Source organism: Burkholderia sp. F1, from assembly GCF_050813845.1.
Lineage (GTDB): Bacteria > Pseudomonadota > Gammaproteobacteria > Burkholderiales > Burkholderiaceae > Burkholderia > Burkholderia ubonensis.
The window spans coordinates 1527619-1541191 of record NZ_CP172422.1 but is presented as its reverse complement, the minus strand read 5'-3'; the positions used below and the strand labels follow the sequence as shown (position 1 = coordinate 1541191).

Annotated in this window: 12 protein-coding genes; 8 read left to right on the top strand and 4 right to left on the bottom strand. The window is 61.8% G+C overall.

Annotated elements, in window-relative coordinates:
• Positions 1–71 precede the first annotated feature (71 nt).
• The gene (locus tag ACFIMZ_RS25950) at positions 72–1664 is read left to right on the top strand and encodes a S53 family peptidase (RefSeq protein WP_431825137.1); all 1593 of its coding nucleotides are present in this window, start codon (positions 72–74) and stop codon (positions 1662–1664) included.
• A 243-nt stretch (positions 1665–1907) separates the two neighbouring features.
• Positions 1908–2321: a PPC domain-containing DNA-binding protein gene (locus ACFIMZ_RS25945; protein ID WP_431825136.1), complete on the top strand. Its 414-nt coding sequence runs from the start codon at positions 1908–1910 to the stop codon at positions 2319–2321.
• Positions 2322–2494: 173 nt separating this feature from the next.
• On the opposite strand, the gene ACFIMZ_RS25940 is transcribed toward ACFIMZ_RS25945, so the two are convergent.
• On the bottom strand, positions 2495–2638 hold the full coding sequence (locus ACFIMZ_RS25940) for a hypothetical protein (RefSeq protein ID WP_431825135.1): 144 nt from the start codon (positions 2636–2638) through the stop codon (positions 2495–2497).
• 680 nt (positions 2639–3318) lie between these two features.
• On the opposite strand from ACFIMZ_RS25940, the gene ACFIMZ_RS25935 reads away from it, so the two are divergent.
• From ACFIMZ_RS25935 to ACFIMZ_RS25925, 3 genes are all read left to right on the top strand, one after another.
• The gene (locus ACFIMZ_RS25935; protein ID WP_431825134.1) at positions 3319–5436 is read left to right on the top strand and encodes a hypothetical protein; all 2118 of its coding nucleotides are present in this window, start codon (positions 3319–3321) and stop codon (positions 5434–5436) included.
• 173 nt (positions 5437–5609) lie between these two features.
• Positions 5610–6614, top strand: coding sequence for a hypothetical protein (locus tag ACFIMZ_RS25930; RefSeq protein WP_431825133.1), 1005 nt, complete (start codon positions 5610–5612; stop codon positions 6612–6614).
• 466 nt (positions 6615–7080) lie between these two features.
• Positions 7081–7752 carry a hypothetical protein gene (locus ACFIMZ_RS25925; protein ID WP_431825132.1) on the top strand — a complete coding sequence of 224 codons (672 nt, stop codon included), beginning with the start codon at positions 7081–7083 and terminating at the stop codon, positions 7750–7752.
• Positions 7753–8089: 337 nt separating this feature from the next.
• Here the strand turns inward: ACFIMZ_RS25925 and ACFIMZ_RS25920 are convergent, their stop codons facing one another.
• The 3 genes from ACFIMZ_RS25920 to ACFIMZ_RS25910 are packed head-to-tail and all read right to left on the bottom strand — an operon-like array spanning position 8090 to position 9761.
• Positions 8090–8593 (bottom strand): periplasmic heavy metal sensor, encoded by a 504-nt coding sequence (locus tag ACFIMZ_RS25920; RefSeq protein ID WP_431825131.1) that lies wholly within the window; start codon positions 8591–8593, stop codon positions 8090–8092.
• The gene (locus tag ACFIMZ_RS25915) at positions 8590–9006 is read right to left on the bottom strand and encodes a hypothetical protein (protein ID WP_431825130.1); all 417 of its coding nucleotides are present in this window, start codon (positions 9004–9006) and stop codon (positions 8590–8592) included. Before ACFIMZ_RS25915 ends, ACFIMZ_RS25920 begins: the two co-directional genes overlap by 4 nt.
• 2 nt (positions 9007–9008) lie before the next feature.
• On the bottom strand, positions 9009–9761 hold the full coding sequence (locus ACFIMZ_RS25910) for an RNA polymerase sigma factor (RefSeq protein ID WP_431825129.1): 753 nt from the start codon (positions 9759–9761) through the stop codon (positions 9009–9011).
• 480 nt (positions 9762–10241) lie between these two features.
• Between ACFIMZ_RS25910 and ACFIMZ_RS25905 the strand changes: the two genes are divergently transcribed.
• The 3 genes from ACFIMZ_RS25905 to ACFIMZ_RS25895 all read left to right on the top strand — a co-directional run bounded on the left by ACFIMZ_RS25905 (position 10242) and on the right by ACFIMZ_RS25895 (position 13499).
• The gene (locus ACFIMZ_RS25905; RefSeq protein WP_431825128.1) at positions 10242–11930 is read left to right on the top strand and encodes a purple acid phosphatase family protein; all 1689 of its coding nucleotides are present in this window, start codon (positions 10242–10244) and stop codon (positions 11928–11930) included.
• A 331-nt stretch (positions 11931–12261) separates the two neighbouring features.
• Entirely contained in the window at positions 12262–12552 is a 291-nt protein-coding gene (locus tag ACFIMZ_RS25900; RefSeq protein ID WP_431825127.1) for a hypothetical protein, read from the top strand.
• 188 nt (positions 12553–12740) lie between these two features.
• The gene (locus ACFIMZ_RS25895; RefSeq protein WP_431825126.1) at positions 12741–13499 is read left to right on the top strand and encodes a hypothetical protein; all 759 of its coding nucleotides are present in this window, start codon (positions 12741–12743) and stop codon (positions 13497–13499) included.
• The last annotated feature ends 74 nt before the right edge of the window (positions 13500–13573 follow it).

Genomic DNA, 13573 nt, shown 5'->3' with positions numbered 1-13573 from the left:
CGGGCCCGTTAACCCGTTAGTGGAGAATGACAATGGCTGGCAATAAGGTTCATCTACCTGGAAGTACTCGCATGGCGATGGCCGGTGCGTCGATCGCTCGCGACGCCGACCCCGACAAGGTCATCGATGTCACGATCTACGGCGCGCTCCGGCTTCACGAGGCGAACCTGCCCGATCCTGCCGAATTTTCTCGGGATCCGCCAAAATCGCGGAAGTACATGACCGAGAATCAGGTCAACGAACTCATGTCGGTCGACCCCGACAGCATGGCGCAAATCCATGAGTTCATTGAAAGCAGCGGCCTTCAGATCGACACCCGGCCAGAATGCCGGCGCTCGGTGATCGCGCGAGGTCCCATCGGCAAGTTCCAGGAAGCCTTCGATACGCACCTGTCCATCTGGCAGCACAAAACAGACACTTACCGCGGTCGAAGCGGCCCGTTGAGCGTCCCCTCCCACCTGCGCGACAAGATCCAGGGCGTGTTCGGACTGGATAACCGTCGCGTCGGCTATTCCTATCTTCGCAAGGCGCTGGCACCGGCACTCGGCAGGTCGATCGCGTCACCGCGCCCGTTTCTGCCGACCGATTTCGTGGACCTGTACAACTTTCCGAAGGCTTACGACGGCACCGGCCAGACCATCGCGGTTCTTGCCTTCAATGGCGCAGTCGGCGACACGGGAACGATCGTGGGAGGAGGATTCGACGAGGCCATCCTGCAAGCATTCTTCAAAGACAAACTGAACCTGACGTTGCCCAGCATCTCCACGGTCGTCGTGCAGGGGCCGGGAAACAAGCCGGATCCGAGTGATCCGAACGACGTGAGCGGTGAGATCATGCTCGATCTCACCATGATTGGCTCGCTCGCACCCGGCGCGCAGATCGTTGTGTACTTTTCGGAATTCACCGAGCAGGGTTGGGTGAACGTCATCAATCGGATCGTCCAGGATCACGGACCGACGATCATCTCTTGCAGCTACGGCAATGCGGAGACCGATCTCTCCGCCGATCCCCAGTCGATCTGGTCGAATGGAGCAATCGCCCACGTCAATCAGACGTTCCAGTTCGCCGCGCTCAAAGGCATGACGATACTTTGCGCGTCGGGCGATAACGGCTCATCGGACGGGGAACGCGATTCTCTTGCCCATGCGGACTTTCCGGCGAGCAGCCCTTGGGTCACCGGCTGCGGTGGAACCAGATTGGTGGGCACGCCCGGCAAGATACACGAAACCGTATGGAATGACGGCCCGGGCAGCGCCGGCGGCGGCGGTGTCAGCGATCTCTTTCCGGTGCCGGACTATCAGCAAGGGGCGAACGTGCCGCCCTCGGTCAATCCGGGGCATGTCATTGGTCGCGGCATCCCCGACGTTTCCGGAGACGGCGATCCGATGACCGGCGTCATCGTCCCGCAACTGCAAGGAGATCCTCAACCGATCGGCGGCACCAGCGCGGTCGCCCCGCTCTGGTCTGCACTCGTCGCCAGAATCAACCAGGGCATCGGCACCCCGGTCGGCTTCATGAATCCGTACCTCTACAAAAACTGCGCTTCCGGTGTTCTTAACGACGTCACGAAGGGCAATAACGGCTTTTATCGAGCTGAAAAGGGATGGGACTGCTGCACCGGATTGGGCACGCCGGATGGCGGGAAGCTCCTGAAGGCGTTTTAGGTTGGCGCGTGAATTTCGCGCCGAACCTGGGCAGGTCGCCGAGGTATGCGACCTGCTACAACGGGCCAACGGGGGAGGAAACGGCGTTTGCCAATTCTTCCCTCCGAAGCCGGTGCGCTCGGTTCCGTCGGTCGCGCCGGCGTCGAGTCAGCGTCAAATGCCGGCGCGCAATAGTCACTTGTCGGAGGCGTTGCCGGGACGTAACCTTGGTCGAAATCGCGATTCTCGAACAGGTTACCGAGCATGCAAGCCTATCCGCTGCGCCTTTCTCCCGGCGACGATTTGCGCGGTTCCATCGAGGACGCGCTGCGTCAGCGCAAGTGGCCCGCGGCGTTCGTCCTCCAAGGCATCGGGAGCCTCAGCATCGCGCAATTGCGATTCGCAGGTGCCGAAGTACCCGTGACGCTGCGCGGCGATCTTGAAATATTGACGTTGGCCGGGTCGGTATCCCCCGATGGCGCGCACTTGCACGCATCCGTCTCCGACGCAGGCGGTCAAGTGTTCGGCGGTCATGTCGCGAGTGGATGCACGGTTCGTACGACCGCCGAGATACTGCTCGCCCTTCTTCCGGAATATCGTTTTTCGCGCGAACTCGATGCCGATACCGGATTCAGGGAGCTTGTGGTTCGGCGCGAGTCGAATGGCGACGACGATTGAATGGCGTAGGCGGGATTGGATGTCGACGGGCGAGGGGCGCTTGGCGATTGCGGACGGCTACCGTCGCGGTGGTCCGCAACTGGATCAAACCAACCCACATCAGTCCTTCGGTCCGACACGAGCGCCATGGCAGCTTCCAACGCGAAACGGCCATTCCACCTTCGTGAGGCGGGTCATCGACCTTCGTTGTCGTCATCGTCACACTCATTCTGGGTGGCGCCGGCGGCGGACTGTATCAGCAGGCTTGCAAGATGCGTAATTGCCCTTGCGCGCTGCGCCGCGTTCATTCCCTGAAGCTCGGCGTTGTCGAACCTCATGGTCATCTGGCGCCGACGTGCGTTCAAGACGGGATGAGCTGACGGATACAGAAGTATTGCCTCCATATATTCCGCAGGGCGCTGCTACGTCTTCTAACGTTATTCTCGCTTTGCGCGAACACGCTTATCGCGTGCCAATTCAGGTAATGGTTAACACGATTAGATTTAATAAAAAAAGCGTTCTAGCCTAAATTCAATTGAACCGGACAGTCAATCCGGGAAGTCGGCGAGCCTTGGCTTGATAACAAACGAAATTAATTTGACGGGTTTTTGACAGGTTTTAGGCGCAATTTGTGCGCACCCTCCGAGCCTCTAGCGAATTGTACGAGACGCCGAAGTAATTCACATTCGGGAATATTGCGGTCGGCTGTCGGGTGGACGAATTGCGGTGTGTGCCTGGCTATCGTCTGCGCTAGCCGTGCTCGACGACGAGGAACTCAAACCAGAGCGCACCTGTTCAACTCGGCGAGCGAGGAGGCTCTTCCGAGAAGGCAAGTCAAGTGCAACAGGGGTGCCGCAGTCACGATCTTCGCCACGGTGCGCTTGTTAAGTTTGCATGATTTCACCGAAATACCTTGCCATCGAGTCCACGGGACAAATGCAGCTTTACATTCAGCTTGATTACTGTTCTCCAGAATTACGTATGCTCGAGAAAAATCATTTAATCGTAAGAGGTCGATATGTCAGAAATAGAAAGTGGGGCAGCGCCGGCCGATGCTTCGATTCAAGTCAAGGTCAAGCTTCAAGAGTCTCCGAAAGGCGAAAAACCGCCGAAAACGGTGGCCTATGCATTCACTGGGACTGGGCACTTAATCACCCAGACCACAGTCGACGAAAATGGAACCGCGACGCTGACGATTCCGACAGGCCAAAGCCCGCGCGAAATCCGCGTGGTCGTTGGGCCGGAAGTAAAGGAGCGGCAGGCAACGGTTTCCGACCTGACGCGCAGAGGAGCGCAGGAGCAGTTCCTGAAGGTCAGCGTAAAGTCGAAAGGCCTGCAGGCCGTCTTTGAGATTCCCTCGCAGATCTGGTTATGCTGGATTCGCTTTTGCTTCGTGCAAGGCACGCTGCTCAAGCGCCTGTTCAGCGCGGGCCTGCCCGTGGATTATCCGGTCTGCGGTGCCGAGATCCAGATCTGGGAGGTCGAGCCGATCTTCCTCATCCTCTCCAAGATCTCCGACGTTGACCTCGAAAAAGTCCGTCAGTTTCTGCTGAATCCGCAGCCGCTGCCGCCCGGACCGAATCCGCCCACCCCCGGCCCCGTCGCCTTGGCGCGCCTAGGCCAGTTGGCAGTCGCCCGGCCTGTCGGTACAACCGAGCACTTCACGCCCTCGTCGCCCGAGCTATTGAGCCTCCGCGCGGTGGCCCAAACCGGTGACATCGTATCGCTGCGGCAGGCGCTCACCACCGTCGACGAGTCGATCATTCGATTCATCATCTGTCTGCTCTTCCCGCCTTTGGTGTTCACGCGGCTGATCGCCACCGCCACGACGGACCGCTGCGGCCGCTTCCAGACCTTCGTAATCCTGAGCTGCTATGAATCCGTCAACCTGTACTTTACTGCGACCGTCAACTTCTTCGGCTTCCCGATTTACATCTACGATCCGACACCGGTCAGCTGCTTCACTTACTGGAACTACCAGTGCGGCACCGAAGTGGAGCTGTACACCGACAGCATTCTTGCACCCCTGTGCACGCCGTGCCCACCCGTGGATGCGCCCGAGAACTACGTGCTGTTCCGCGCCATCGGCAATGTACAGTTGAACGGCATCTATGGAACCAGCACACTACTGAGTGGCGTCACGAACAGCACCAACATCGGCTTGGCCGCAAATCTTTATGGCGCCGGCCTCGATTCGCCGTTCGGCAACCCGAGCGGGGATGCCATATATCCCCGCGTGGAATTCGACAGCTCGCTGCGAGCATTGAACAAGGCGACGTACTATCAAATTTCCTATCGCCATGGACTAAGCGGGTCGTTCACGCCCCTCACAGGCGCAGTCAGCCGCAAGTTCAATCACTTTGTCGGGACGACCCTCGTGACATCTGTCTACAATCTCGGCCCGCAGGTTGTGAACGGTGTCCCAAACCTCTTCGAGATCCCACCCGAGCTCCCACTCGAGGGTGACTGGGCGTTCCCGAATCCGCCGGTGGACCTCGCCAACGCAGTTTTCGATACCAGTGGTCTTTCCACGCCGGGCCAGTATCAGCTCAAGCTCGATTTGTTCGATTCCACCGGCAACCCCGTGGACGTCGCTGCCGCCGGTATCGGGTACTTCGTGCCGACCACGGTCGATCCCGACGGCACCATTCATACGGCCGACGCCGCCACGCTCGGACTGGTGAGCGCTAACAGTTTCATCATGACCTTGCACGTGGACAACCGGCCCACCTCGGGTTCGCTGGCAAATCCGCAGCTCGACGGTCATGGGGCCGATGATTGCGGAGTCCTGCGCTACACGCGGGGCACCGGGGAACCATCCGGCACGGTTACCATTCAGTACACCGCCGCGCAGCCGGACAACTTCGCGACCTTCTCCTATCGGCTGTCTCGAGGCGTAACGCCGTTGACACCGCCGACCACATCCGGGCGGCAGGTGAACGCGGCGACCGACCCGGCGACGGTGACTATGAGCGTTCTCAGCCTGCTAACGGAACCCGACGGAACCGTGTGCGATGTCGCTGGCTTCGCGGAAGACCTCTACGTCGCCTCTCTGGCGACCGACGGCTGGAACCGGATCGCGAACTATGATAGTAACCCGCGGCCGGTGGGCTTCGTGCTAGCGCCGAAGCCGTAACGCGGCCGCGGAACAAGTCCCATCGGCGAAGACGCCGGGATATCCCCACCGGGATTCTCCCGGCGCATCAAAGCGTAGACACTGCTTGCACGTGCATGCTCGTTTGTCGAGGTGGCGGGAAGTAACGCGATTTCCGGAGGCATACTAGTTTAATGGAATGCAAGGAGGCAACCATGGCATTCGTCGACATTGCAACGCCGCTTGTGCAGGCCGAGGACAATAATGGCGATTTTTCGGTAATCAACTTTGAGCTCGGGTGGGCCAGTGATCTCGTATTCTTTAAGCGCAGGAATACCGAAAGCAATACAATTGAAATCCATGAACTTTCAGCCAGAACCCTCTACCAAGGTTTCGGCCTGCACACTGCGACTGCGTTATCGCAACAGGAGGATCAAAACGGTGACTTTTACTTAGGCATATTCAATGATAACGCATACCGTCCTGACTTATTTTTCATCAAGCGGAGAAATACTGATAGCAACACGATCGAAGTTCATGTCCTGTCTGGAAATTCGGGGTACCAGGATTTCCTGCTGCATACGCCTACTCCACTCTCACAAAATGAGGACCAGAATGGCGATTTTGCGATCGCGGACTTCAACGGCGATGGGACGCGCGATCTCGTTTTCATCAAACGTAGAAACACCGACAGCGGCACGATTGAGTTACACGTTCTCTCCGCAAAATCTGGGTATCAAGAGTTCACACTGCACGCGGATACCGCGCTCGCGCAAAGTGAGGATCAGAACGGCGATTTCTCGTTTGTATTTCTCGACGCACTCGCTTTCATCAAGCGGAGAAATACCGACTCCAACATGGTTGAATTACATGTCTTGTCCCCACAGTCTGGGTATAAGGAGTTCTGGGTTCACACCGCTACTTGCTTCCCGCAAAGTGAGGACGCAAATGGCGACTTCCAGATTGGTATGCTTGGGTTCGGCGCAGCTGGCTTCTTCTTCGTTAAGCGCCGCAACACCGAATCAGATCAGATCGAAGTTCACGTATGTGAATTACCTCAATTGAGCGCACTTGATGCCGATGGCTCGCAACCGAGCCCGCAACCGCCCGAGGGCTTTGGAAATCCGCCGAACTACGGGCCTGGGTTACCACAGAAACAGTTCGGCCGCCGATTCGAACCACAGAAACGGTTCGCCCGCCGATTCGAGAAGCAGCGATAAAGAAGCTGCGATGATGCCCCGTCTCATGTACCGGTGGGGATGGGCAATTTGCGGCGAACGGCTGAGGCCATCAATTGACGACCGACCGCCTCAGCATGGGTGGCCGCTCGTTGCCCGGGTTCCGAAGTGAAGCGGCCGTTCCGATGTCGACTTTGTGGGATGTTTGAAAGGCTCCTCTTGGCCGATTACCGACGGATGCAGCCGGCCGTTTTCGACCCGCAGCGGCCACTTGCCCCTTTGACCAAGTAGCGTCTGCTTAGCAACTTGTTGCTGCCATTGGACTGAGCGAGAAGGGAGCATCAGGCTGCTCGTGAGGATGATTGATTGCAGCTACGGGCACTTTCTTGACAATGCCTTTGCATGCCAAGCGGTTGGAGTCTATAAATCCTCTTATCGATATCAATTGTTACGCGGACACCACTGTCCGTAGAAATACTGTTAGATGGCATTAATCTGGAGCATCCGCATGACCCGGGCAAAGTGGTACGTGGCTGGATACGTAGCGCTACTTCTCGGCGTCGTTGGCACTCTTTCGCTGGTGGGCAAGGGGATTCCCTTTGGCTTGGATGCTGACGTATTCAAGGTCATCGCTACTCTCGTCGGCACTGGCCTGTTCGGGGTCTTCGCGCCGTTCGCAATCAACGAACTCAACAGACAGAAAGAACGCCGTGACGCAGAGCGCGCTATGCGCCGAATTATGCTTGCAGATCTCATCACGGCCTACAACGACGTAAAAGCGATAAGGCGGTCCCTTCGTGCCGAAGCCATTCGTCCGGTCTATTCGGGCCCATCGGCACATGTCCTAAAGCAACGCTACCTAGAGCTGCTCCCGAAGCTCAATGAGGCCCAACTGCGGCTGGAATCGTTCGTCCGTCTCATAGACGGGAATAAGCTCGCTTACCCTGGACATGACGAACTTCTGAAGCGGGTTTCCGCTGCAGAGAAGTATCTTGGCGCCCTGATATCGGAGTGGGAGAACAAATCTGGCCTACTTCTAGATGCCCCTGGCACCAACGCGCTTGCCGATTTTCCTATGTTGCACTGCTTCGTCGCCGACGCATCTCAAAGTTTCGGGCCTGGCTTCGCAAATCCCATCGGGGAGGTGCTGGGCAAGCTTGCAGCCACTCTCGCCAAATAGGATGCCATCTAACACATCGCTGCACCCGACGCGCTACGGTCCGTCGAACCTCGCTGGATTCCGATAATATCGACGCGAGACTCACTGCCTGATTGGTCACAAAATTCCGCCGCAGGTCACGCCGACCATCTTCGGAAAATGGCCGAATTGTGTCCGTAACTCGTCCGTCAGCTTCCGGATGTAGTGCAGTCGTTGAAACGTCGGGTTTCCGCGCTCGCTGTGCGGCGACTCCTGGCCGAACTCGGATGGCCTGTCTCGCGTCCCCCGCTCATCCGCAATGAACCATTTTTTCGGAGCGGCTTGCCGTATATGCCGCGCCCGGCTCCGTACCGCCCCTTCACCGACTCCCCCGCCCCTCCTGCTTCTTCTGCTGCCCCGGCAACCGCCAATTCCCGCTGCGCTTCAACCCATCGACAAACTTCGCCCGCTCATCCGGCGTCAGCGTCGCCGCGAAATCAACAACGCTGCCCTCGACCTGCGCGCGCAACGCACTGTCAGACGCCCGCGTGCGCGCCAGCGCCGCATCGATCGCAGGACGATCGATCTGCGGCGCGGCGAGCAGGTCCAGCACCATCAACCTCCCGTCGCGCCCTTGCTGCGCGAGATCGCGGCCGTCCTGGCGCGCCTGCTTCAGCGCGGCGGCGAACTCGCGCTGGCGCATCCACGACAGTTCGTCCGCAGCGAAGCGCAGCGCAGTGTTCTGACCAGCAGGCGTGCCTGCCGCGTGCGCGTCGCGGTGCGTCGTCATCCACTGATACGTGCCGCCGACGATCCCACCGAGCATGAACACGTTCAGCACGGCCGAGCCGACGAACGCGCGTTTCCACGAACGTTCGTTCATTGATCGCTCCAGTCGGCGCTGGGTCCGCCGAAACTCGTCGTCAGGTAGCCGGCTTCGTGCGACGGCGGCGGGCTGCCGAGCATCAGCATCGACACGGCGACCGCGCCCGCGAGCGCGCCCGCGATCCCGACGCCCGCGAACGCCGCGCCGGACCACCAGCCCCGTCCGCGCCGCCGCGTCCGCCGTGGCGCGGGCGCCGTCGCGACGACGCGCTCGACGAGCGCCGGCGCAGGTGCCGCAACCGCGTCTAGCGCAAGCCACGCATCGAGCTCGGCCGCTTCGGCTAGCACCGCAGCGGCCTCGCCGGGATGCGCGCGCATCCACGCTTCGGCGTCCGCGCGCTCGTCGTGCGGCCAGCGTCGCGCGTGGGCGCCGTACGCGGCGACAATGTCGCGAAATCGTTCAGGTGTCATCGCTAGTCCTCGCTTGGGTGGTCGCCGGCCAGCTGCGCGCGCAGGTTGCGCCTCGCGCGCGCGAGCAGGCTTTCCAGCGCGTCGACGGTGATGCCCATCAGGTTGGCCGCTTCCATGTTCGACATCTCCTGATAGTAATGGAGCACGAGCGCCTCCCGCTGCCGGGCCGGCAGCGCGGCAAGCGCCTGCCGCACGCGTTCGTCGCGCACCCGGTGCTCGGCCTGCACCGCCGGTTCCGGCTGCGGATCGGGAAGGTCGGGCAATTCGTCGGCCGGCTCCTCGCGCCGGCCGCGCAGCCGGTCGTAGCACAGGTTCAGCACGACGCGATGCACCCACGTATCGAATCGGGCCTCGCCTTCGCGCCACCGCGGCGCCTGCTTCCAGATCCGCACGAAGGTTTCCTGCGCGACGTCCTCGGCTTCCGCGTGGTCGCCGAGCAGCCGCGTCGCGAGCGCAAGCAGCCGCGGCAGCTTGCGCGCGACGAGCGCACGCACGGCCGACGGATCGCGCGCGCCGACCCGCGTCACGAGTTCCGCGTCCGGATCGCGCTCGCTCAACGCACGCCGCCCCGCTGCGTCGCGCACCGCCGGTGCCGCGACGGTCCGGCGGGCTGGCCCGCCGTCCAGCCAATGCTCATCGTCGTGCTCTCCTTGCATGAGTGTCGCCACTTCGACGCGGCGCCGTGCAACTGACCGGGCGCGCATCGCCGAGGCATCGCGCGCATCGCTTTCGCCAGCAGCCAGCTCGGGCGGCATGTCGACCCTGTCGAACGCACGCCGGCGGCCCGCTCGTGCGTTCCCGCACGGCCGGCCACCGGCGCGATCAATATACGACGACCGGCGCGGGCCGGTAATGGACCGGACACGCCGGCACGACGACGCAGCCGGCCAGCCCGGCAATGCAGGCTGCGGCCAGCCGCAGCGGAGTGGCGAGTTTCATCGGGAAGCTCCGAAGCGATTCACGCCGGCCGGAAATGACCGTTGCAGCGTTAAACGGCAGAGGCCGGAAAATCCGTCGCCACGCCGGCAAATAATTTGCCAAGCGCGCACACGGGGATGCGTCACCCGCCGAACGCCGAATGCCGCCCCTCCACTGTCACACCCCGGCAAAACTCCCCGTCAACAATGCGTGTCGCCGGGATCCCGCTCGTTTCCGGCCCACGCATGCGCCTGCCCGTGTTGCGCCGGACTGTGCCGCTTCGCGTCCTCGTGCTCCTTTCACCGAGAATCCCGACCATGTCGAACCAGGACAACGCCCCCGATCACCAAAACGAACCGGTCGCCGCCGTATCGCGCCGCGGCTTCCTGAAACTCGCCGGCGTGTCCGGCCTCGCGACCGCGGCGGGCGGCCTCGCGGCAGCCGGCAAGGCCGCCGCGTCGAGCCCGGACGGCACGCCCGAGCAGATCCACCTGACGTGGGGCAGCGACCCCGCGTCGGAAGTCGTGATCTCGTGGGCGTCGCTCGCGCCCGCGGTCAATCCGCGCGCGCGGATCAGCGCCGACGGCGAGCATCCGCGCGTCGTGCACGGCGTGCAGCGCCTGTACACGGACGGCCTCAACGGCGAGACGGTGTTCACCTATCACGCGCGCGTGCACGGCCTGAAGCCGGGCACCCGCTACCAGTACGTGCTCACGGCCGACAACGACAGCAACGCCGCACAACCGTTCACCGCAAGCTTCGCGACCGCGCCACGCGGCCGCGCGCCGTTCCGCTTCACGAGCTACGGCGATCTCGCGACGCCGAACGGCGCATGGGTGCTGTCATCGCCGCAAAGCCGCTTCGCGGTGCAGGCGGTCGAGCAATTCCAGCCGCTGTTCCATCTGCTGAACGGCGACCTGTGCTACGCGAACCTGAACCCGGCGCACCAGCCCGAGGTGTGGCGCGACTTCGGCAACAACAACCAGACGTCGGCCGCGAATCGCCCGTGGATGCCGTGCCCCGGCAACCACGAGGTCGAGTTCAACAACGGCCCGCAGGGCTTCGATTCGTATCTCGCGCGCTACGCGCTGCCCGAGAACGGCACGCACTTTCCGGGCCGCTGGTACAGCTTCCACGTGAGCTCGGTGCTGTTCATCTCGCTCGATGCGGACGACGTCGTCTACCAGGACGCGGGCGCGTTCGTCGCCGGCCCGAACCCGCTCGTGCCGGCGGCGAGCACCGGTCATCCGCCGATCGAGCCGGGCACGTCGTTCTACATCCGCGGCTACAGCCGCGGCGAGCAGACCCGCTGGCTCGAACGCACGCTGCACCACGCGTCGAAGGACGACGACGTCGACTGGATCGTCGTGCAGATGCACCAGGACGCGCTGAGCTCGTCGAAGACCGGCAACGGCTCGGACAAGGGCATCCGCGAAGCGTGGCTGCCGCTGTTCGACCGCTACGGCGTCGATCTCGTGCTGTGCGGCCACGATCACGACTACGAGCGCAGCTACCCGGTGCGCGGCTGCAACCACCGCGCGGGCATCGACGCCGCGACGGGCGAAGTGGTCGACACGCTGCAGCCGCGTCCGGCCGTGACGGCCGATCCGGCGCGCGCGACGTTCGACACGAGCCACGGGACGATCCACCTGATCCTCGGCGGCGGCGGCACCAGCGCGCCGCTCGACGTGTACGGCGAAAACCCCGCGACGGGCTTCGCGCAGGCGAAGGTGTTCACGAAGCCGAACCGGCCGGTGCCGGGCGCGGCGCCGAACACGTTCGTGCGCAAGCCGGCCGACGCGCTCGAGGACGCGATCTGGTCCGCGCGCCGCGATACGGGCACCGGCTACGGGATCGCGGTGTTCGACCACGATCCGGGCACGCCGGGCGGCGACACGACGATCACGATGCGCTACTACCACGCGCCGGGCGCGGACCAGCAGCCGACCGCGCAATACGCGCTGTTCGAGACGATCGTGATGAGCAAGAAGCGCCGCGAACGGTAAGCAAGCGGCATGCGGGTAGCGCGGCATCATGCGCGCAACCCGCCGGCGGCCGACGTGGCGAATGGTTTCCGCGTCTTGCGGCAACGCATGTCGCCAGGTCGATTTCCAAACATGGAATGCGCCACCCGATCATGCAGGCATTGATAAACAATCCATTCCGAAATACGAAATAAACATCCCCTTCCATTAAAAATCCTCCGAATAAACACAACGGCGCACCTGACAAATCAGGCAGCTTGCTTGCCAAAATTCCCCCTGGCAACAATACTGAATCAGCAGTGAATATATGCGGCAGTCCAGCACTTCATTGACAACCAGACCGGAGCCAGAAATGTCTAAACCTTTTGAAATCGCACATCCCGCGGAGAACGAGATCCTTCCTCCAGGGCCGCTTCGCATCCGGGGCTCGGGCCCTGTCGATCACAAGGTTCAGGTTCGCCTCATGAAAGCGGGAAAAATCATGACGGGTGGCGAATGGAAAGTGACGATTGATGCCGATGGCGAATGGAAAACAGAATATCCATCGCTCACCATTGGGGAAGACTGGAGCGTTCACGCGTCGCTTATAACAAACATCCCAATCGCACCGGAAAATAAAGTGGTGAATTTCAAGGTCATATAGCATTCCGATATCGACGCGAGATTACTTCTTAACATTCGCCTGCGCGTATCCTATGCTGACTGAGAGCGAATGGAAAATACCGTTCGTTCGATCATTTTCATCCCTTGACCGATATCGCATACGTGCTGGCCTGCGCGCCGCGCGCGGTTCGTCGTCGATGCGATTCATGAGCCATTCAGGAGCCGAACATGAACCGGACAACCCGGGCCGTGCTGTGGTGGCTGTGTCTTTTCGTCGCGCCGCTCGTGCTGGCGACGATCGAGCTGTTTCATCCTGCCGGGTTCACCCATGACCCCGGCATGTTCGATTACCTGTCGAAGCCCGAATACGATCACAACCACGACGCGCTGGCGTATTTCGGCCCCGCCTGGTGGTTTGCGCTGCACATGATCCAGACGCCGTGCGTCGTGCTCGTCTGCATCGGGCTCTGGCTGCTCGTCGGCGACGATCCGGGCCCGATCGCCTGGCTGGCGCGCCTGTCGACCTTCGTTTTCCTGGTTGCCTACACGGTGCTCGACGCGGTCGGCGGCATCGGGCTCGGCCGCCTGCTGCAGATCGCCGCGCAGATGACGCCGGACCAGCACACGGCCATCGCGACGCTGCTGAACAACTTCTGGGTCGACCGCTGGACGGGCGGTGTCGGGTCGTTCATCAGCCTGACCGGGTCGTGGGCGGCATTTTTCGCGATGGCGTTCGTCGGGCTCGAACGCTGGTTGCGCCGGCGCACGCGGGCCGCCGTGGTGCTCGGCATCATGCTTGCCGCAGCGGGATACCTGCTGCAGATCAGCCATGCCGCGATGACGGGCCCCGCCGCGTTCGCGTTGCTGACGATCACCGCGCTGGCGATGCATCTCGTTGAAAAGCGCGAAGACGCGAAAACGCCGCAAGCGGCCGCCGACACCCTCGCCGTGCCGCCGGACACGCGCCAGCCCGAGCTGGGAGCATGAGCGCAGCGGAGCACATTGCGCCCGAGCCCCCTTGCTGGCGCTACGTCGCGGATTCCCAACCCCTTGTTTTCCAA

What these genes read in the sequence shown, in the direction of transcription:
- ACFIMZ_RS25915 (WP_431825130.1), bottom strand. Translation starts at nt 9,006, where the DNA reads ATGACACCTGAACGATTTCGCGACATTGTCGCCGCGTACGGCGCCCAC.
- ACFIMZ_RS25950 (WP_431825137.1), top strand. Translation starts at nt 72, where the DNA reads ATGGCGATGGCCGGTGCGTCGATCGCTCGCGACGCCGACCCCGACAAG.
- ACFIMZ_RS25940 (WP_431825135.1), bottom strand. Translation starts at nt 2,638, where the DNA reads ATGAGGTTCGACAACGCCGAGCTTCAGGGAATGAACGCGGCGCAGCGC.
- ACFIMZ_RS25945 (WP_431825136.1), top strand. Translation starts at nt 1,908, where the DNA reads ATGCAAGCCTATCCGCTGCGCCTTTCTCCCGGCGACGATTTGCGCGGT.
- ACFIMZ_RS25910 (WP_431825129.1), bottom strand. Translation starts at nt 9,761, where the DNA reads ATGCCGCCCGAGCTGGCTGCTGGCGAAAGCGATGCGCGCGATGCCTCG.
- ACFIMZ_RS25905 (WP_431825128.1), top strand. Translation starts at nt 10,242, where the DNA reads ATGTCGAACCAGGACAACGCCCCCGATCACCAAAACGAACCGGTCGCC.
- ACFIMZ_RS25930 (WP_431825133.1), top strand. Translation starts at nt 5,610, where the DNA reads ATGGCATTCGTCGACATTGCAACGCCGCTTGTGCAGGCCGAGGACAAT.
- ACFIMZ_RS25900 (WP_431825127.1), top strand. Translation starts at nt 12,262, where the DNA reads ATGTCTAAACCTTTTGAAATCGCACATCCCGCGGAGAACGAGATCCTT.
- ACFIMZ_RS25925 (WP_431825132.1), top strand. Translation starts at nt 7,081, where the DNA reads ATGACCCGGGCAAAGTGGTACGTGGCTGGATACGTAGCGCTACTTCTC.
- ACFIMZ_RS25935 (WP_431825134.1), top strand. Translation starts at nt 3,319, where the DNA reads ATGTCAGAAATAGAAAGTGGGGCAGCGCCGGCCGATGCTTCGATTCAA.
- ACFIMZ_RS25895 (WP_431825126.1), top strand. Translation starts at nt 12,741, where the DNA reads ATGAACCGGACAACCCGGGCCGTGCTGTGGTGGCTGTGTCTTTTCGTC.
- ACFIMZ_RS25920 (WP_431825131.1), bottom strand. Translation starts at nt 8,593, where the DNA reads ATGAACGAACGTTCGTGGAAACGCGCGTTCGTCGGCTCGGCCGTGCTG.